The organism is Dialister micraerophilus DSM 19965, from assembly GCF_000194985.1.
GTDB lineage: Bacteria > Bacillota > Negativicutes > Veillonellales > Dialisteraceae > Dialister > Dialister micraerophilus.
Genome location: NZ_GL878519.1, coordinates 259,468 through 280,317 on the forward strand (window position 1 = coordinate 259,468; position 20,850 = coordinate 280,317).

A 20,850-nucleotide genomic window follows, 5' to 3' on the forward strand; every position below is an offset into this window, starting at 1 on the left:
TATATCATAACGAGTGTGTTTTTTATGTTTCGTAAACTCTTATTATACGCTTAAATATACACATCAATTCATAAGGTATGGTTTCTGCCAATTCTGCAACTTCTTCAATTGTAATTTTTTCATTTCCTTGTTCGCCTATTAATACCACTTGGTCTCCGGTTCTGACTGTATCATCTACAGCTACCATAAGTTGATCCATACAAATACGTCCGACTATCGGTCTCTTTTTACCTCCGATTAATACGTATCCTTTATTAGATAGACTACGCGGATATCCGTCTGCGTATCCTATCGGTATAGTTGCGGTTTTCATCATATGCTCCGCTTTATATGTAGCTCCATATCCTACGGTTTCACCTTTTTTTAAAGTTTGCACATGAATGCAGTGACTTATCAATGACATTACCGGTTGTAGGTCCAAATTTTTCTTCATATCTCCTGAAGGATATATACCGTACATTATAATCCCCGGACGTGCCAAATTATATAAACTTTGAGGCAATTCAAGTATTCCTGCACTGTTTGCGGCTGAAATTCTGAAATCTTTTGTTTTCGGCAATAATTCCAATGCCTTTTCAAATTCTTTTAATTGCGCAATTGCAAAAGTCTTATCTTTTTCATCTGCGGTTGCCATGTGTGTAAATGTACCATGTAATTTCAAATGGGGGTATCGTTTAAGTTTTTTTAAAAATTCAGGAATTTTATCTAAATGTATCCCCAATCTGTTCATACCGGTATCTACAGTCAACATTACTTTTACTTCTTTATTTGATACTGCCGCAACCGCTTCCATAGTTTTTAAATCCACAGTATCATCTATAGGCATAATCATATCATTTGCTACACCTGCAGGCATATCATAAGGAAGCGGTAATCCTAATGTATATATAGGGCAATTAAATCCGTGTTGTCTTAATTTTATTCCTTCATCTACACGAGCTACAGCTGCTGAACTGTATCCTTCTTCCAACGCTATATTTAAAGTGGCTATAGATCCATGTCCATATCCGTCTGATTTCAGTATTGCCATCAATTCAACATTTTCGGGTACAGTTGAACGAATAAGCCTTAAATTGTGTCTTAATGCTTTCAAACTTATTTTTGTATAGGAAACCGGCATTAATTTTTTACCTCCGTTACAAATTTTTATTAATACTATTCTACAATAATTGTCATAAAAAAGGAAACACTCAATGTGTTTCCTTCAAGTCAACAGAAATTGTTCAAATACATAATTTCCGAAAGCAAATCCTTTTTCAGTTAAAAAAATATGATTTTCACTTTCTTTCAATAATTTTTTATTTTTCAGCATTTCTATTTTATCTTTATAAATCTCTTTTATATCTTTATTATATCGTTCGGCAAATTTTTCTTTATTTATTCCTTCTTTCATTCTTAATTGAAGAAAGCAAAATTCTTCCATTTCTTCTTCAATGGAAAGTTTATAAATTTTTTCCGGAGGATTTTCACCTGATAGCAACTGTTTTTGATACAATCTTACTCCGGGTAAATTTTCTAGTCTTTCGTGTTTTATTCTAGAACATGCCGCAGGTCCCAACCCTAAATAATCGTCAAGTTTCCAATATTTCATATTGTGTTCGGATTTATACCCCTTTTGTGCAAAACTCGATATTTCATAACGTTCAAATCCGTAATGAGGTAAAATTCGACACATTGATTGATACATTTCCCAACTTGCTTCTTCACTCGGCCTATTCAACAATCCTTTTTTGTATAGTTGAGAAAATCTTGTACCTTCTTCTATTATCAAACTGTATATAGACATATGTCTTACCGGCAAATGAACTGCCCATAACAATGTATTTTTAAAATCTTTTGATGTTTGCATCGGAAGTTCGTACATCAAGTCTATACTTATATTTGAAAATCCTTCTTTTTTCGCTTGATAAATAGCTTTTTCAGCTTGTTTTGCATTATGCATTCTTCCTATTTTCAATAATAAAGAATCATAATTGGTTTGAATTCCTACCGATATTCTGTTGATTCCGATTTTTCTTATACTTGCTAAATATTCTTTTGTCATATCACATGGATTTAATTCCATTGTAATTTCGGCATTTTTTGATATATTGAAATGCTGAAACAATTTTCTCATTATTGACTCAACTTGTGTTGATGACAAAGTCGAAGGTGTTCCTCCACCGAAATAAATCGTGTCGCAAATTTTATTTTTATATTTACAACTTTTAAGTTCAATTTCTTTTTCAAACGCTTTAACAAATTTATCGTCCGCTTTCATTCCGATTGAATAAAAATTGCAATATGAACATCTGCTTTTACAAAACGGAATATGCAAGTAAAGTCCCAAATCTTCAGTCATCTTTCAATACTGCCATAAATGCTTCTTGCGGTATTTCTACACTTCCTACTTGTTTCATTCGTTTTTTACCTTCTTTTTGCTTTTCAAGCAGTTTTTTCTTACGTGAAACGTCGCCCCCATAACATTTTGCAAGAACATCTTTCTTATAAGCTTTAATTGTTTCACGTGCGATAATCTTATTACCTATTGCCGCTTGGATAGGTACTTCAAACATTTGACGTGGAATAATGCCTTTTAATTTAAGTGCCAAATTTCTTCCACGACTCGCCGCATTACTTCTGTGTACAATTACTGACAACGCATCTACAAGTTCTCCGTTTAACAAAATATCCAATTTTACAGCATCAGTTTCTTGATATCCGCTTATTTTATAATCTAACGATGCATAGCCTCTGGTACTTGATTTTAATTTGTCGAAAAAATCGAAAATGATTTCCGAAAGCGGAATTTTATATGATAAATCTACACGAGTTTCATCCAAGTATGTCATTGTCTGAAATACACCACGACGATTTTGTACCAATTCCATAACTGCGCCTACCATGTCGGACGGTACCAAAATTTCCACACTTGCAACCGGTTCTTCTATGTGATCTATTTTATTTGTCGGCGGCAATGCTGCAGGATTGTCTACGGTTATCATCGTACCATCTGTTTTATATACATTATAAATAACCGACGGTGCAGTAGTTATAAGTTTAAGTTTATATTCACGTTCCAATCTTTCTTGTATTACATCCATGTGCAGAAGTCCCAAAAATCCGCATCTGAATCCGAATCCTAAAGCCAACGATGTTTCCGGAGCATATTCCAGTGCGGCATCATTTAACTGAAGCTTTTCAAGTGCCGCTTTAAGTTGATCATAATCTTTACTTTCTATCGGATATAATCCGCAGAAAACCATCGGCAAAGCTTTACGGTACCCTTCCAACGCTTTTTTTGCACCGTCCACCGCAGTTGTAATAGTATCTCCCACTTCACAATCTTGTACATTTTTAATACTTGCAGCTATATAACCGACAGAGCCGCATGTCAATTTATCGGACGATTTCGGAAACGGTGAAAAATATCCTACTTCAGTAACTTTGTAAGCTTTTCCTGAAGCCATCATACATATGTCCATGCCTGCACGTACTTCTCCGTCCATTACACGAACGTATGCAATTGCACCTTTATACGAGTCGAATATTGAATCGAATATCAAACAACGTAAAGGCTCTTTACTGTTATCTTTCGGAGCAGGTATTTTTTCTACAATTTGTTCCAAAACGGCTTCTACATTTTCACCTGTTTTTGCACTTACGCAAACCGCTTCCGACATATCCAATCCTATAAGATTTTCAACTTCATTTTTTACACGTTCGGGATCCGCACTCGGCAAATCCACTTTATTTATTACCGGAATAATTTCCAAATCGTTATCAAGAGCCAAGTATAAATTTGCAAGTGTTTGAGCTTGAACGCCCTGTGTCGCATCAATAATCAATATGGCACCTTCACACGCAGACAGACTTCTTGATACTTCATAATTAAAATCTACATGACCCGGTGTGTCTATTAAATTTAATTCATAAATCTCGCCGTCTTTATATTTATATTTCAATCTTACAGATTGTTCTTTAATAGTTATTCCGCGTTCACGTTCAAGAGCCATAGTATCTAAAAGTTGTGCTTCCATTTCACGTTTGGAAACAGTACCGGTCAATTCAATCAATCGATCCGCCAAAGTTGATTTACCATGATCTATATGCGCAATAATAGAAAAATTTCTGATGTGTTTTGTATCCATTAAATTCTCCTGATTTTATATAAATCCGATTCTATACTTCTTTTCATTTACAGCCTATCGGCTTTCGACTTTTTCTCTTCTTGATATTATATATAAAATACTTCCGAAAATCAGCCATCCTCCTAAAATTATCCATTCTTTCAAATCAAGTGCAACAGGGCTCATAGGTACAATTAACAATGCACATAAAATTGCTCCTATAATAACACCCAGCCAAATTCCGATTTTACCTCCCGGAACTTTATACGGTCTTTTCAATTCAGGGTAATCATATCTGAATTTCAAGCAAGCTGCAGTTACCATTGTGCACGGCAATATAAATGCCAATCCTGCAACTTCAGTAAGCGGAAGAAGCATTCTATATCCCAAAAAAGGTCCCGATATTGTCAAAACTGCAAGCAATATATTTGCTGCACGCGGTGTACCCCTTTTATCCAATTTTGAAAATACGTAAGGTAATTGTTTTTTACGTCCCATAGCCAATATTATACGTGACGTTGCGGAAAAAAGAGAATTCATAGGTCCCAAAGGTCCCAATATGGCAATAAACAACATTGCAAATGAAAGGTAAATATTTATATCTTTTAAAACTGCAAGTGCCGGTATAGGCATTTTTATAAATTCCGTCCATTTAATAATGGTACTGAAAGAATATATGCAAATTGAATAAAATATTGCAGATGCTATAAGCGTAGCTCCGATTACACGTCCGAAATTTTTCCAGTTTATTCCTTCTTCAGCTTCCTCGGCTTGATCCGGTATAGTATCAAGTCCTGTGTAAAAAAAGGGAGTTAAAACCAAAACAGAAAGCATGGCTGTCCAAAAATCGTTTCCACCGGTTTGAGTTGACGGACCTACTACATGTTCGAATATAGGATAAAAGTTTTGTGTCCCTCCTCTTACCAATGAAACAATCATAGCAATGGCCATTCCCAAAAACAACATTCGTGTTAAAAATTTCTGTAATTTTGCCATATGTGAAGAACCTTTAAAATTTTGCAAAATCACATATCCTGCCATAGCAAGTCCGAAAATTAAAGGCCAAAAATAAACTTTTGCTCCAAATATTTCATATAATTCTATACTTTTCAACCATGGAAAATATTGAGCGACAAGTTCTGTCAATATACTGGATACTATAAGTGCTTCCCATGGACATACTATACCGTCACCGAACACAAGTAACCAACCTGCCACAAATGATGCTTTTTGTCCGAAAGCACGTTCTACATACTCAACTATACCACCTGAAATAGGCATCGCAGTAGTTAATTCTGCAAATGCGGCTCCTACAGGAAGTAATGCAAGACCTCCAATAATGAAAGCAATTATTGCCGCAAATGGACCGCCTCCCAATACAACCCAGTCTCCTACCATCAAAACCCATCCGATTCCGACTATTGCACCGAATCCTATATTAAAATAATCGAAAATTGATAAAGTTTTTTTTACGGAAACAGTATTTTGTTCTTTATTGTCGTTCGGCTCCATAAAATTTCCTTTCATTAAAATACATTTTTACATAGAAAATCTATTTAAATTATAGCATAAAAATATTTAATAAATTTTTATATGCTTAAGATAAATATTTTACAAATTTATAAAATATAAAAACAATATTGACGAAATAAAAATAAAACGCTTTCAATAATTGATTTCATATCAAATTATCAAATGCGTTTTTATAAGTTTTATTTGGTGGGACTGATCAGATTCGAACTGATGACCTCCACGATGTCAACATGGCACTCTGACCTGCTGAGCTACAGTCCCTTTTTTTACTATTTTAAACTATTTTTGTTTTTATTTCAGTATTTTTTCTACTGCTCCCATAACTGCAAGTACGGCATGTTCAAATGTAATACTTCCTTGCATATACATTACATACGGAGGACGTACAGGCCCGTCTGCAGATAATTCTATTGTTGAACCTTGTACAAAAGTTCCTGCCGCCATAAGTATTTGATCGGTGTATCCTGGCATAGGACCGGGTATAGGTCTTGCAAATGAATCTACCGGTGACAAGCTTTGAATTGCTTCCCCGAATGAAAGCATATTTTCTTTACTGTTTAATGTTATTGCGGTAATCAAATCCGTTCTCAAGTGTCCGGCCTCAGGTTCTACATTAAACCCTAAATTTCCAAACACAGTTCCTGCAAATTCCGCTGCCATAACTGCTTGACATGTTATATGAGGTGCCATAAACAACCCTTGAAAAAACGGGCGATATCCGCCTGCATAAGACCCCATTTCACTTCCAAGTCCCGGTGCAGTCAATTCTTGTGCACAACGTTCAACTAAATCAGCTCTTCCGCAAATATATCCTCCGGTAGGCGCCAGTCCGCCTCCGGCATTTTTAATCAGTGAACCGGCTGTAATATCCGCTCCGCATTCAATAGGTTCTTCCTTGCAAGTAAATTCTCCATAACAATTATCTACAAAACAAATTGCATCCGGATTTTTCCTTCTTACTATTTTAATTATATCTTTTATATCTTCAGGATATAAAGATTTTCTGTTCATGTATCCTCTTGAACGTTGAATAAGAACCAATGTAGTTTTTTCGTCAACGGCTTTTTCTATTGCGTCCGGATTATATCCGCCATCCGAATTCAATTCCGCTTCTTTATAAAAAACTCCGCGTTCTTTTAAGTTTCTCGGAGCATTTCCGGTTATTCCTATTACATTTTGCATAGTATCATAAGGTTTCCCCATTACCGACACCAAAGTATCGCCTTGTTTCAACAATGCAAGTAAAACCGTTGCAAGTGCGTGTGTACCGGAAACAAAATGCGGTCTTACCAATGCAGCTTCTGCATGAAATACATCTGCCCAAATTTCTTCCAACTTTTCACGACCCGGATCGTTGTATCCGTAACCGTTTGTAGATGCAAAGTGATATGCCGATAAACGATGCTTTCTAAATGCATTTAATACTTTTTCAGTATTGAAAAGTGAAATCTCTTTCATTGTTTCAAAAACAGGTTCACATTGTTTCAATGCTTCAAATTTTATTTTTTCCAACTGTTCATTCATTTAATTTGCCTCTTTTAATGTTGAATTTACATATTTTTTTATGCCTTCATACCAATCATCTTTAGATTTATTACCTTGTCGTGTCCAATGTATATAAGGCATTCTTTTATACCATGTTATCTGACGTTTTGCAAAATGCCTGGTATTTTTCATTATTAAAGAAATTCCGTCTTCTAAAGATATTTCACCTTTAATTGCAGACACCATTTCCTTGTACCCTATAGCTTTAAAAGCTTGGCAATCAGTCGATACACCTTCATTTATTAAATTTTCAACTTCTTTTTTCAATCCTTTTTCAATCATTTTCTGAACACGAAGGTTTATTTTACTATACAAAACGTTTCTTTCGGTTTCTATACCTATCACCGGTCCGTCATAAAGAATTTCATCGGATTTTCCGGCAACAGTTTTATTTACTCCGTTTTCCAAAAGTTCCAACAGTCTTATAAGTCTATGTTTATCTTTCGGAATTTTTATATTTGAATTATATTTCTTTATTTCTTCAATTAACGGTTTTTCACCTTCTTGTTCATAAATTTTTTTCCATTTTTTCGTGCTTTCTACTTCAGGTCTGAAATCATATCCTTCTAAAAGCCCTTGTATATAAAGTCCCGTTCCACCTACAAGAATAGGTATTCTACCGTTTTCATTTTCTTCTTTTATATATTTTTCGGCATATTGTTTAAATTTTGCGGCAGAATACGGCTCATCTACATCCATGCAATCAACAAGGTAATGTTTTATTCCGCATGATTCTTCTTTTGTGACTTTTGCAGTACCTATATCCAAACCTTTATAAACTTGAAAGGCATCTCCGGATATTATGGAGCTACCATATTCTTTTGCCAAATAAATCCCCAATTCCGATTTACCCGAAGCAGTCGGACCGAGGATTGTGATTAATTTAAGTTTTTTCACGTTTCAATCACTCCATACGCAACTGATTGTCCTTTTTTAGTATCTATATATGAAAAATTATATTTTCTGAAAATAATTGAAAACGGTCTTTCTTTTATAATTACCCGTTTTTTTGCTACTCGTATAGATTCATCCAAAATTTCTTTCGTCAATTTATCATAACATGCACATTTTCTGAAAGCTTCTCTATGATTTTTTTCAGATTTTACCGGATGCTTAAACATTGTATCAAAATATACTACATCAATACTTTTACTTTCAGCTTTTTTCAAATAGGTAAAAAAATCTTCATTTTTCAATTCAATTCTTTTTAATATATCTTGATATTCATCTGTTTCAGAAATTTTTTTGATGCCGTATTTACCTATAATATACAAAGCTTTGCTTTTTTCCAAAGAAATTATTCTGCTTTTTTCCCCTAAAAATCCGGAAACAACTATAGAATCATTGCCTTGACCGAAAGTACAATCTAAAAATGTATTTACAGATTCAGGTATTAATTTGCAAAGTCTGTCAACACTACCTCTTTTCAATTGCAACAATCTGAGTTTGGCCATTCCCAAATGAAATTTATATTCTCCGTCTTTCGTTTTCAGAAAAAGTTCTTTTCCGCAAACTATAAGTCCGTCCAAATTATTCTCTTCCATACATTTTTTACAACTTTCTTTTCTTTCAAAAAAAGGTATGGAAAATTTTTCGGCAATTTCTCTTGCTTGGGCAATATTTTGTTCTGCAGGTTTCGGTATTGTAGTTATTCCAATCATGTTCTCTTGAAAAGTTTCCCCAATTCTTCCGGTGTAAATTTTATAATTGTAGGTCTACCGTGCGGACATACAAACGGACGTGATGTCATAAACAAATCACTTATCAATTCTTTCATTTGTCTTATATTGAGAACGTCTCCGGCTTTAATTGCACCTCTGCATGCGGCATATGCCATCATTCTATGTCTTAGCGTTTCCGGTGACGGTTCGGATTGTGAATTAAATGCTATAAGCAAATCGTGTATAACCCTTTCCATATCACTTTCTGAAAAATCTTCCGGTGCTCCCGTTATACGAATTACATCAATTCCTGCCTGTTCAAATATTATCCCCAATCTTTCTATATCTTTTCTTCTTTCTTCAAATAGTTCAATATCCTGTTTATCCATTGTAATTAAGTGAGGAATAAGTATATTTTGAACCGGAATACTTTCTGCATGTTCCGCCAATTTATCATACCTTACACGTTCATGTGCGGCATGCTGATCTATAATAAATAATTCTTTTCCTTTTACACAAATAATAAAACAATTTGCAACTTGTCCTAAAGGAATAACAAGTTCTTCTTTTTTTATATCTTCAAATAATCTTTCGGACTGTTTTTCATTATTTTGAAAATTTTCCAGTATTGAATTTTCGGAATATATATTTTTTAAATCATTTTCCGGATTGTATTCATTTTTTTCCTCACAATGATTATCTTGTGTTTTATTATTATATGTATCGGTTGCATCTTTCCAATACAAATTTACAAAATCATTTCCTTTTTTTGTCGAATAATAATTATTTTCAATTTTTTTTGTGTTTATATCTTTTTCATCAACCGATTCATGTTTAGGTACATACGTTATTTCTGTAGCAATTTCAGTCGCTTCAGATTGTGCAGTTAATGTTTTCAATACAGCATGATATACCAATCTGAAAATTTCTTTTTCATTTTCAAATTTAATTTCTCTTTTTTGAGGATGAACATTTATATCTATACTTTCCGGAGGAACTGTAAGTTTAATAATACATACAGGATAACCAGTTTTCGGAAGTAATGAATGATATGCATTATCAATTGCTTTGGATATCAAAGGTGATTCTACAATTCTATGATTTACGATAATCGTTTGATATTGTCTGCTGCTTTTCAAAAGTGACGGTTTTGATATCATTCCGTCTAAAAAATACATAGCTGAACTATGTTCTACAGTAAACATTTCATTCGATACGTCTATGCCATACAAAGATGTAACCGCATCCAGCAGTCTTCCGTTACCGGGAGTTTCTATAACTACCCTTCCGTTATTAATCAATCTGAATGCTATAGTCGGATGTGACAAAGCCATTTTACCTATAATTGTATTTATTCGTCCGGCTTCTGTTCTTTCAGTTTTTAAAAATTTTTTCCGCGCAGGTACATTATAAAATAATTCTCTTACTTCTATTGTTGTCCCTACGGGTGCTCCTACAATTTTTGAATCCGTAATTTTTCCGCTTTCAATATCTAATTGTACTCCTTCCGAATTATCTTTTTGTCTTGTAGTCAATGTACATTTAGATACTGCAGCTATACTGGCAAGTGCTTCTCCTCTAAATCCCAATGATGAAATATGAAATATATTGTCTACGGTGGAAATTTTACTTGTTGCATGTCTTATTATTGACATTTCAGCGTCTTCTTTATCCATTCCGCTACCGTTGTCCGTTACACGAATATATGTTATTCCTCCATCAGCTATTTCCACCTCAATTTCGGATGCATTTGCATCTATGGAATTTTCTACCATTTCTTTTACGGCATTTACCGGTCTTTCTACTACTTCCCCCGCAGCTATTTGATTTATAGTTTTTTCATCTAATAAATGTATTAATGCCATCAATTTCCGCCTTTCGCTTCTTTGCTTAATCTGAAAAGAATTTCCATAGCTTCCAACGGAGTTTTGCTCATCACATCCAATGTAGATAATTCATTTATTATCGAAGATGTAAATAAATTTTCTTCCGATGTATTTTCAACTTTTTCCATAATTTTCTTATTTGATGATTTATTGTCTTGCGATTCCAAATTATCCAATATTGCAGATGCTTGTTTCAACAAACTTTCAGGTAAACCTGCAAGCCTTGCAACATGAATACCATAACTTCTGTCGGCACAACCTGGAACAATTCTGCGCAAAAATGTAATTTCTTCGCCTCTTTCTTTAACTGTAACAGTAAAATTTTTGATTTTTTTACTTGTCGATGCCATATCCGACAATTCATGGTAATGAGTTGCAAATAGAGTGTATGCGTGAATGTTCTTGTCAAAATATTCAACCACCGCTTTTGCAATACTCATTCCGTCATATGTGCTGGTTCCTCTACCTATTTCATCAAGTAAAACAAGGCTGTTTTCCGTAGCATGCTTAAGAATGTGCGAAACTTCTTGCATTTCCACCATAAATGTACTTTGTCCGGTAGAAATATCGTCAGTTGCTCCTACACGTGTGAAAATTCTGTCCACAGGACTTATTACCGCACTTTTTGCCGGTATAAACGATCCTATTTGCGCCATTATTACAAGAACTGCAACTTGCCTCATAAATGTAGATTTACCTGCCATATTCGGACCGGTTATTACTAACAATTCTTGGTTTGCATGGTTCAACTCAATATCATTGGGTATAAACATTTCATTTTTCAATGCATGTTCAACCATCGGATGTCTTCCGTCATTTATTGAAATATGTTTATTTTTGCTACATTCTATTACAGGTTTTATATATCTTTCTTTTAATGCCGCACGTGCCAACCCCGATAAACAATCCAAGCCGGCAATTGTACGTGCTGTTTTTTGCATTTCGGCAATGTACGGATAAATTTGTTTCTTTATATCTTTATATAATTCCAATTCCAATTCGGACATTTTTTCTTTGGCAACCAATACTTTAGCTTCAAACTCCTTCAATTCAGGAGTGATATACCTTTCAGCATTTACCAAAGTCTGTTTTCTTACATAATATTCCGGTATGGGTATTTTATTTGCATGCGTAATTTCAAAATAATATCCGAAAATATTATTAAACCCTATTTTAAGTTTTATTCCGGTTTTTTCTTTTTCACTTTTTTCAAGTTCGGTTATCCATTTTCTGCTGTTTTCAGCCAATGATCTGACTTCATCCAACTCTTTTGAATATCCGTTTTTTATATATTTTCCGTCACGTATACTTCCTGTTCCGTTTTCATTCATAGATTTATCCAACAGTTCATATACGAATTTATGTGTTTTTATATTACTGTTTATATTTTTAAGAATAACCGATGATGCACCTGACAGAACTTTTTTTATCTCCGGAATTTCTTTTAATGTCGCTTTAAGTGACAATAAATCTTTCGGTGATGTGGTATTTGCTTCAATACGTGCCAGAATACGTTCAAAATCAAATATGCTTGAAAATAATGATTCGAGTTTTTGTAATTCGGTAGCATGTGTACGTAATTCTTCAATTCCGTTTTGTCTTAAAATTATACGATTTACATCCGTAAGAGGTTGTTCAAGCCATTTTTTCAGCAAACGTCCTCCCATGGCGGTTGAAGTATAGTCCAAGAGTTCGAGTAATGTACCTTTTCTACCTCCGTCTCGCATGTTTTTCGTTATTTCTAAATTTCTTATAGTTTTTTCAGATAAGTGCAGTACATGATCTTCTCGTAATTTATAAATGTTATGAAATTTTACGGAATCCGATTTCATTACATCTTTTAAATATTCAACTAAAAGAAGAAATGCTTTTTGCACTTTTTTATTGTCCGAATATATTACATCATTTTCTTTTACTTCATCTGTATACTCTTTACGCACCAAAAGACATCCGCCTACAGATGATGTAAAAAAATAATCTGTTTTTTCATATAATTCATCAGAAATTGTACATAGAGTTTCCGAAGGTTGATAAATAGATATCATATCGAACATATCATATAATTCTTTTTTTGCGTTCCATATCCCCCAACTGCATTCACCTGTAGATATGTCGGATAAAATCAATACTATTTCACCTTGTTCTTCGTATATATACATTAAGTAATTATTTGATTTATCTGCAATTGCATTTTCAAATAATATTGTTCCGGGCGTTATAACTCGTATAACGTCACGTTTTACCAAACCTTTTGCTTTTTTCGGTTCTTCCAGTTGTTCACACACCGCCACTTTATAGCCTTTTTGAATTAAGCGATAGATATAATTTTCAGCAGCATGATACGGAACCCCGCACATCGGAACTCTACCTTCTTTTCCGGCACTTTTTCCGGTAAGTGTCAATTCCAATTCATGCGAAACGACTTTTGCATCATCATAAAACAATTCATAAAAATCGCCTAAACGATAAAACAAAAGCGAATCTTCATATTTATCTTTTATACTTTGATATTGCGCCATCAAAGGAGTTTTTGCCATCTGATATCTACCGCCTTAAAACTATATAACTATATTTTTTCTTTCCCTTTCAGTATCCATGTTTGTGCAGTTTCTACTGTAACGTCTAATGTTTGCCCTATTTTCAAACCTTCTCTGTATGGAAACATAATCATCTTGTTTCCGGATGTTCTTCCGAACCAATTATCTTTATTTTGTTTTGTCGGTCCTTCAACAATTACTTGGAATGTTTTTCCTTCCATTTCTTTATTTATTTCCAAACTTATTTTGTTCTGTAATTCCATTATTTCATTCAGTCTTCTATGCTGAATGTCGGACGGTACCGTATCCGTCATGCGTGCAGCGGGAGTACCTTTACGCGGTGAGTAAATAAATGTATATGCCGAATCGAAACGTGCTCTTTTTAATATCTCAAGAGTTTCTTTATGCATCTCTTCGGTTTCTCCCGGAAATCCTGTTATTAAATCCGTTGTAACTACCACATCCGGAATTTTTTTCTTGACATAGTCGAATAATTCAAAATAATGCTCTATTGTGTAGCCTCTATTCATTTTCTTCAGCATTTCATTTGATCCATGTTGAACGGGTAAGTGCATTTGCGTTACAACCTTAGGAGATTCGGCAATCGCATCTACCATTTCAAATGTCATATCACGAGGGTGCGATGTCATGTATCTTATTCTTTCTATACCGTCAACCGTATCCAATGCTTTTATCAAATCACTGAAATCTGTTCCGTTTCTGAAATCAAGTCCGTAAGAATTTACATTTTGCCCCAACAACGTGATTTCTTTATATCCGTCTTTTGCTAATTGTTTTACTTCTTTCAACACGTCACTTATCGGTCTGCTCGTTTCTCTTCCACGTACATAAGGAACTATACAATATGTACAAAATTTATTACATCCTTGCATAATAGGAACCCATGCAAAAATATTACTCTTTCTTGATGCTGTCAATTCGCTGTAATCTTTTACTCGCTGAGGATTCATTTTAGTTAAAACAACATGCGCACCTTCAGCATTTCTTGCAGTAACGATATCTTTTAAATCATGTATATGATACGGCCCTATTACGAAATCTATTATAGGCATGCGTTCTATGAGCTTCTTTTTACTTTCTTGTGCCATACATCCTGCAATACCTAAAAGAACACCGTCTTTTTTCTCTTTAAGTTTTTTTACTTCGCCTATTTTCCCGTAGACTTTTTCTTCAGCGTTTTGTCTTATGCTGCATGTATTTAAAATTACAATATCCGCCTCATCCATTACATTTGCAGGCGTATATCCCAATGCTTCCAATTGACCGTTAATTCTTTCGGTATCAGATTCATTCATTTGACAACCATATGTTATCGTATAATATTTTTTCCCTGTAAACTTTATGCTTTCCACAATATCCTCCGAAATTTTGACTTCTTTTCATTATATCATGAATACACTCAAAACAAATAAAAATGCGATACAATGTACCGCATTTTTATCATGCTTTTGAAATGTGACCTTTTTCCATAATATAGTGTTTATCTGCATATGGTATAAAATCAGATTCATGTGTTACAACCAATACCGCTGCACCTTCATCTGCACTTTTTCGTAAAAGATTTATAGCAATTTTTACATTTTCACTGTCCAAATCGGATGTCGGTTCATCCGCAAACAATATTTCGGGTGAACGAGCTAAAGCACGTGCAACGGACATACGATGCAATTCTCCTCCCGACAATTCGGTCGGATATGCTTTTTTCAAGTTTGAAATACCCAATTCTTCCAACAAATCATCACATTTTTGATTTATATTTTTTTCTTTTTCTGAAATATAAAATTTTATATTTTCTTCTACATTCAAACTGTAAATTGCAGCTTCGGTTTGTGGAATTATTCCCATATGATGATGACGAAAATCACTTAATTCTTTATCAGTAAATCCGTATATATCACTTTGATCTGCAAGAACAGTTCCGGAAGTAGGTTTAAGCAATCCTGCCATTATGTTAAGCAACGTTGATTTTCCGCTTCCGCTTCTTCCTGTGATTACTACCAATTCACCTGAATTTACAGAAAAATTTATTGCAGATATAGCCTCAAAAATTCTTTTGTTTGAATTATTTAAATTATACTGTTTTGTAATCATATTTGCGGTTATTTTCATCAGTTTCCACCTCTCAATATTGAAGCGGTATCAACACGGCTCAAACGAAAGGCAGAATATGCAGAAGCAAGTACTCCTACTGCAAGTACGGTAATAAATGTCAGTATTGATAAACTACCTATCATCGCAAAGTCAGGAATCAAAAACGGCAAGTTCAATGAGGATTCTATCAAACCGCTGAAAGGTATTACAAAAATATATCCTGCCGCAATGCCGGAAATCGCTCCTATAATACTGATAACGGCAGATTCTTTCATAATTATTTGTGCCAAATTTCGTCTTGATATACCAAGCATACGAAGTACTGCAAATTCCTTTTTACGCGATCCTATAGGTAAAGAAAATGCAATTATCAATATGATAAATACCATAAACCAAACCGCATAAGTCAAAAATTTGATACTTTTTGAAACTGCAGATAAACTTCCTGCAATTCCAGAAAGCATACTTTTTGCCGGAATTGCTTTTACTTTGCGTACTCGCAAATTTATATCGTTTGAAACTTTAGTTATATCATAACCTTTTTTAACCTTTATATATATGGATGAAATAACATCTTCCGCTTTACCTTGAAAAACAGGATTAAGTCCCATCTTTATAGACGAATCTATCAACATATTTATTGTTTCCGAATTTGTATATACCGCGGTATCGAATCCGGTGCCTGTCGCTTCAAGTTTGGCTACAATTTTACATTGTTTATTGTAAAACTGTATTGTATCTCCTACAGTTGCATTTACCGAAGAGCCCACAACAACATCTCCATATCCTAAAGGCTTTCCGTAACTTTTCTTTATCCACGGCTGAATTATAAAATCTGTTTGAGGATCAAATCCTATTATTTGTACAGGTACGGAACAACAGGATGCACTTAGCGATGCTAAAAATGTCTGTGAAGATATTTTATCAATACCCTCTATATGCTTTATCATGTCAAAATTCTGTTTAGGCATATAAAAATATCCCGGTGTACCGTTCAAAAGCATAAATTGAGGATCAATTTTTCTTTTTGCCGAATTAGGTATAACAACGATATCTGCACCCAACCGATCTTCAAGTCTTTCAATTCCGTTTTGAAGGCTCATTATAACGATCGAACCTGTAAACACACAAAAAGCCAAAAGAAAAGTCAAAAAAATCATGGCTGCCGTTTTTAACGGTGCGGATTTTAAATTCTTTATAGGAAGATTAGTGTAACTCATTTACAATTTTCTTTCTTTAAACATTTTCTACGCATAAAAAAATCGACAATTGCAACTACTGCAATAATTCCGGCTACTACCATTACAAACGGTTTCATAACCATATGACAACGCATTGTTGTCTTCATACAAAGAGGTACAATATTCCCCGATACCAGCATTGTAAAAATGGAATTTAAAAAAATTGCAATTGAAATGCCTTGTTTCATTTCAATTTTTTTAGAAATAAAATGTATTATAGATAATATCAACAGTAATACTCCTAATCCGAATACTACTTCACCTGCCCAATGACACGTCATAAAACGTCCGTTAGGCATCGCAGGGCAAACAGATGCAAAAGTTTTTACTCCTATTGCAAGAATCAAACTTGCAATTGCCATAATAAGACTGAATATATATTTAATCATAAAGACTCCTTAAATTAATAATATAAAATAATAATACTCCATATAAAAATATAAACAGGTTCTTTATAAAAGTCAAATAAAAACAAGGCATGTAATCTTATGCCTTGCTTACATTTGTTATTATATTCAACTTAACCGTTTCAAGGGACATTCCTGTTGTATACTCAATTTCTTTCTGAATATTATCCCTCATTTTATGAACAATTTTTTTCATTTCGTCAGGATTTTTTTTATGCATTTCAATTTCAAGTCGCAAAACAAGTCCATTGATTTGTTCTCTGCTCTTTTTACTGTCAACTTTGTTTATTACCAAGTACGGAATGTCTTGTACGGAATATTTTACAAGTTTTTCTATTACTCTATCCGAAAAACTTAATTTCCCGTAATAGCTGAATACAGGACGTACAACGGATCTTTCTTCATTTTTTACACGCGGTGAATTACTCTTGTTTCTGTTTCTGAAAAATCTTAACGGATAAACCAAGTATCCTCTGAAATAAGGTTTCAATTCTACCGTAGGAACCGGAATTACGTGTTTCCCTTCTTTATATCTTGCTTCATTCGCTTTTTTTATTTCTTCAGGTCTTGCTACATCTTCTATATGTATGTATTTAAACGGTTTTTGTAAATTTAATTGTTCCGTTATTTTGATAATCATACGTTCGGATGTTCCCAAAATCAAAATACGTGCAGGATTAATTTTAGCCAAAGATTTTTTTACATCTTCAACTTGATTTTCATCTAAAAATATCGCACGCCGTACAGCTTTCAATCTGCTTTCTTCTTTTTTCGCCGATTTACCTGCAACAATACGATTGTCATATATCAGTATTCCGTCATCAATAATACATTCCGCTTTGTTTTTATGTGCAACTGCAATCGCCCGATCACTTTTACCTGTTCCCGGAGGACCGACAAAAGCTATAACATCCATATTCGCTCCTGTTTCATTTACTACTATGCTTCTCCTATAACTTGAACTTCAGTGTACAAATCAACTTTGTAAGTTTCTTTTACACGTCTTTGTATTTCACCGATAAGCGCCAACATATCTTCACAGCTTGCATTTCCGTCATTAATTAAAAATCCGGCATGCTTTGTACTTACTTTTGCATCTCCGACTGAAAAACCTTTTAATCCTAATTCTTCAATCATTTTTCCTACAAAATGTCCTTTCGGTCTTTTAAATGTACTTCCGGCACTTCTTTTGTCCAAAGGTTGTTTTTCACGGCGCCTGCTGTTATATTCATTTATTTTTTGTTTTATTTCATTTATATTTCCGTTTTTTAAAGTAAGTGTAACATTTACTATAATGTCGCCGTTATCCATAAACACACTATGTCTGTAATTGTAATCTATTTCAAAATTACTGTATTCTTTTAAATTTCCGTCAAAATCACATGTAGTAACATTTTCTACTATATGCGACATTTCTCCTCCATAGGCACCTGCATTCATAAAAACTCCACCACCTATGCTTCCGGGAATACCGCTTAATTCTTCCATCCCTGAAAGTCCGTTTTTAGCGGCAAAGTGTGCAACTTTAGCAATACTGACTCCGCTGTTTACACTTATTTTATTTCCTTTGCATTCAATATTCTTCAGTCCGACGGTTGAGATTACAACTCCTCTTATACCTTTATCACGCACAAGAAGATTTGCTCCACCACCTAAAATAAAAATAGGCGAGTTATATTTTTTTAAGATTTTTACAACTTGCTGTAATTGAGATACGGTTTCGGGTTGTACAAAACAATCTGCAATTCCGCCTATACCAAAAGTCGTATGCTTACTCATAGGTTCATTTAATTTTATTTGATTTTCACTTAAAATGTTTGAAAAAATTTCGTAATAATTCATATATACCGCTTTCAATAATAAATTGTCATAATATACAAATTGTATTTATTATCAATAATTATTTTATCACGTTTTCATAAAAAAAGAGGGGGTTTATCCCCTCTTTAATTTTTATTTTTATTTTTCAATTAATTTTAATTCAACCGCAATATTCTTTTCTACGTTTTCACCTTTAGCAAGTTTAACTGCAGTGTCGATACCGACTTCACCCATCTTGTCAGGTTGCTGTGCTATTGTTGCTGCCATATCACCGCTCTTAATAGCTGCCAATCCGTCATCTGTTCCATCAAATCCGACAATTAAAATTTGCTTGTTTGCACTCTTTGCAGCACCTATTGCACCCAATGCCATTTCATCGTTTTGTGCAAAGATAGCTTTAATATCAGGATTTGCCTGCAAAATGTTTTCTGCAACTGTCAAGCCTTTACCTCTATCGAAATCTGCACTTTGTTTAGCTAAAACTTTAAGTTTGGAATCTGCCAAATTATGGAAGCCTTGTCCACGTTCACGTGCAGCAGATGCGCCCGGAATACCTTCCAGTTCTGCAACCGGTGTTTGTTCCCCTAATTTATCAATAATGTATTGAGCTGCCATTTCTCCACCCTTTACATTGTTGGAAGCAATATGTACAGCTACATCACCTTTATCGGAAGAACGGTCAATTGTAATAACCGGAATTTTTGCTTGATTTGCTGCAATAACGGAGTTTGAGATTGCTGCAGAATCTACCGGATTTACAATCAATACATCTACTTTACTTTGAATTAAGTCCGCAACATCGTTTGCCTGTTTTGCTGAGTCATTCTGTGCGTCAACAATTTTTACATTGATTCCCAATTTGTCGGCTTCTACCTTTACGCTGTTTGCCATAGTAACGAAGAACGGGTTATTCTGTGTCGAAACAGAAAATCCAACCGTTATTTTTTTGTCTGAAGTTGCTGCATCTTTCTTATCTGAAGATCCGCACCCCGCTACAGAAACGAGTGCCGCACCAATCATACACGCCAATGCTACTTTCTTTAACATGAAATACCTCCTTATAACTTCTTGCGATCCATAATAACTGCCAGCAAAATTACAATCCCTTTCACAACTTGCTGGTAAAAGCTGGAAACGTTCAAAATATTCAATCCGTTGTTCAATGTCCCTATGATTAAAGCACCGATTAACGTTCCTGATATTTTACCTTTTCCTCCGGATAAACTTGTACCTCCTAAAACAACTGCAGCTATAGCATCAAGTTCATACCCCATCCCGGCGGTAGGTTGAGCGGAGTTCAAACGTGCCGTAAGGATTGCACCTGCAATTGCACACAAGCATCCTGTCAAAGCATAAGCAAAAATTTTTATCTTGTCAATTTTTATACCTGATATGAATGATACCTTTTCATTACCTCCGACTGCATAGGTTTGACGTCCTAAAGGTGTCTTATTCAAAACAAATAAAAGTATCAAAAATGCAATAATCATCACTATTGCCGGTACCGGAACCTCCAGTAAGAAACCTTGTCCGAATGCAGTAAAAACAGGATCATTTGTAAGTCCGCTTATAGGGTTACCATTAGTGTACACTAATGTACTTCCTCTATAGATTGTCATTGTCGCTAAAGTAGCTATAAAAGGTGCTACTTTTCCATATGAAACTATAATTCCGTTTATAATTCCCAAAATCGTACCTATTATCGCACTGTATATTATCGCCATTTGAGGATTTGTGCCCGAAGCAATCATACTTGCCATCAAAGCACTTGATAATGCCAATATACTTCCGACAGACAAATCAATTCCTCCGGTAAGAATTACAAATGTCATACCGAAAGCAATTAATGCGTTTATAGATACTTGTCTTGCCAAATTTTTCAAGTTTGAAGGGTCTATAAAACTGTCATTCAATATAGCTATTACGATAAATAAAATTACTAAACCTATCAAAGGTCCCATTTCTTTAATCCATGATTTAAATTTGGTTGAATTCATG

The 20,850-nt window shown here is 34.3% G+C and carries 17 protein-coding genes and 1 tRNA gene; all 18 read right to left on the reverse strand.

All coding sequences use genetic code 11. The annotated features are described in order from the left end of the window. Positions 1 to 22 precede the first annotated feature (22 nt). Positions 23 to 1,120 (reverse strand): alanine racemase, encoded by a 1,098-nt coding sequence (gene alr, locus HMPREF9083_RS01250; RefSeq protein ID WP_007555561.1) that lies wholly within the window; start codon positions 1,118 to 1,120, stop codon positions 23 to 25. A gap of 84 nt (positions 1,121 to 1,204) precedes the next feature. Further along, positions 1,205 to 2,341, reverse strand: coding sequence for a radical SAM family heme chaperone HemW (hemW, locus tag HMPREF9083_RS01255; protein ID WP_007555562.1), 1,137 nt, complete (start codon positions 2,339 to 2,341; stop codon positions 1,205 to 1,207). Further along, positions 2,334 to 4,130 (reverse strand): translation elongation factor 4, encoded by a 1,797-nt coding sequence (gene lepA / locus HMPREF9083_RS01260; protein WP_007555563.1) that lies wholly within the window; start codon positions 4,128 to 4,130, stop codon positions 2,334 to 2,336. Before lepA ends, hemW begins: the two co-directional genes overlap by 8 nt. A 54-nt stretch (positions 4,131 to 4,184) precedes the next feature. Next, positions 4,185 to 5,621, reverse strand: coding sequence for an APC family permease (locus HMPREF9083_RS01265; protein ID WP_007555272.1), 1,437 nt, complete (start codon positions 5,619 to 5,621; stop codon positions 4,185 to 4,187). Positions 5,622 to 5,826: 205 nt separating this feature from the next. Further along, positions 5,827 to 5,903 (reverse strand) — tRNA-Val (locus HMPREF9083_RS01270). Between the two features lie 30 nt (positions 5,904 to 5,933). Next, complete coding sequence (locus HMPREF9083_RS01275) at positions 5,934 to 7,166, reverse strand: methionine gamma-lyase family protein (RefSeq protein WP_007555565.1); 1,233 nt, start codon at positions 7,164 to 7,166, stop codon at positions 5,934 to 5,936. Next, positions 7,167 to 8,084 carry a tRNA (adenosine(37)-N6)-dimethylallyltransferase MiaA gene (miaA, locus tag HMPREF9083_RS01280; protein ID WP_007555566.1) on the reverse strand — a complete coding sequence of 306 codons (918 nt, stop codon included), beginning with the start codon at positions 8,082 to 8,084 and terminating at the stop codon, positions 7,167 to 7,169. It lies immediately after the preceding gene. After that, a complete protein-coding gene (locus HMPREF9083_RS01285; protein WP_007555567.1) occupies positions 8,081 to 8,848 on the reverse strand; it encodes a class I SAM-dependent methyltransferase in 768 nt (255 codons plus the stop codon). Before HMPREF9083_RS01285 ends, miaA begins: the two co-directional genes overlap by 4 nt. Continuing rightward, positions 8,845 to 10,713, reverse strand: a complete 1,869-nt coding sequence (gene mutL / locus HMPREF9083_RS01290) for a DNA mismatch repair endonuclease MutL (protein ID WP_007555568.1) — start codon at positions 10,711 to 10,713, stop codon at positions 8,845 to 8,847. Before mutL ends, HMPREF9083_RS01285 begins: the two co-directional genes overlap by 4 nt. After that, a complete protein-coding gene (mutS, locus tag HMPREF9083_RS01295) occupies positions 10,713 to 13,271 on the reverse strand; it encodes a DNA mismatch repair protein MutS (protein WP_007555569.1) in 2,559 nt (852 codons plus the stop codon). The genes mutL and mutS overlap by 1 nt, the downstream gene beginning before the upstream one ends. Positions 13,272 to 13,300: 29 nt before the next feature. Then, on the reverse strand, positions 13,301 to 14,644 hold the full coding sequence (gene miaB, locus HMPREF9083_RS01300) for a tRNA (N6-isopentenyl adenosine(37)-C2)-methylthiotransferase MiaB (RefSeq protein WP_007555570.1): 1,344 nt from the start codon (positions 14,642 to 14,644) through the stop codon (positions 13,301 to 13,303). Between the two features lie 88 nt (positions 14,645 to 14,732). Next, positions 14,733 to 15,401, reverse strand: coding sequence for an ABC transporter ATP-binding protein (locus HMPREF9083_RS01305; protein WP_007555572.1), 669 nt, complete (start codon positions 15,399 to 15,401; stop codon positions 14,733 to 14,735). Continuing rightward, entirely contained in the window at positions 15,401 to 16,603 is a 1,203-nt protein-coding gene (locus HMPREF9083_RS01310; protein WP_007555244.1) for an ABC transporter permease, read from the reverse strand. Before HMPREF9083_RS01310 ends, HMPREF9083_RS01305 begins: the two co-directional genes overlap by 1 nt. Beyond that, complete coding sequence (locus tag HMPREF9083_RS01315) at positions 16,600 to 17,013, reverse strand: DUF4418 family protein (protein WP_007555573.1); 414 nt, start codon at positions 17,011 to 17,013, stop codon at positions 16,600 to 16,602. Before HMPREF9083_RS01315 ends, HMPREF9083_RS01310 begins: the two co-directional genes overlap by 4 nt. A gap of 97 nt (positions 17,014 to 17,110) precedes the next feature. Continuing rightward, positions 17,111 to 17,947, reverse strand: coding sequence for an isopentenyl transferase family protein (locus HMPREF9083_RS01320; RefSeq protein WP_007555574.1), 837 nt, complete (start codon positions 17,945 to 17,947; stop codon positions 17,111 to 17,113). Positions 17,948 to 17,970: 23 nt separating this feature from the next. Next, positions 17,971 to 18,873: a UDP-N-acetylmuramate dehydrogenase gene (murB, locus tag HMPREF9083_RS01325; protein ID WP_007555575.1), complete on the reverse strand. Its 903-nt coding sequence runs from the start codon at positions 18,871 to 18,873 to the stop codon at positions 17,971 to 17,973. Between the two features lie 117 nt (positions 18,874 to 18,990). After that, positions 18,991 to 19,899, reverse strand: a complete 909-nt coding sequence (gene rbsB, locus HMPREF9083_RS01330) for a ribose ABC transporter substrate-binding protein RbsB (protein ID WP_007555577.1) — start codon at positions 19,897 to 19,899, stop codon at positions 18,991 to 18,993. A gap of 11 nt (positions 19,900 to 19,910) precedes the next feature. Continuing rightward, positions 19,911 to 20,849 (reverse strand): ABC transporter permease subunit, encoded by a 939-nt coding sequence (locus tag HMPREF9083_RS01335; RefSeq protein ID WP_007555232.1) that lies wholly within the window; start codon positions 20,847 to 20,849, stop codon positions 19,911 to 19,913. Position 20,850: the final 1 nt, after the last annotated feature.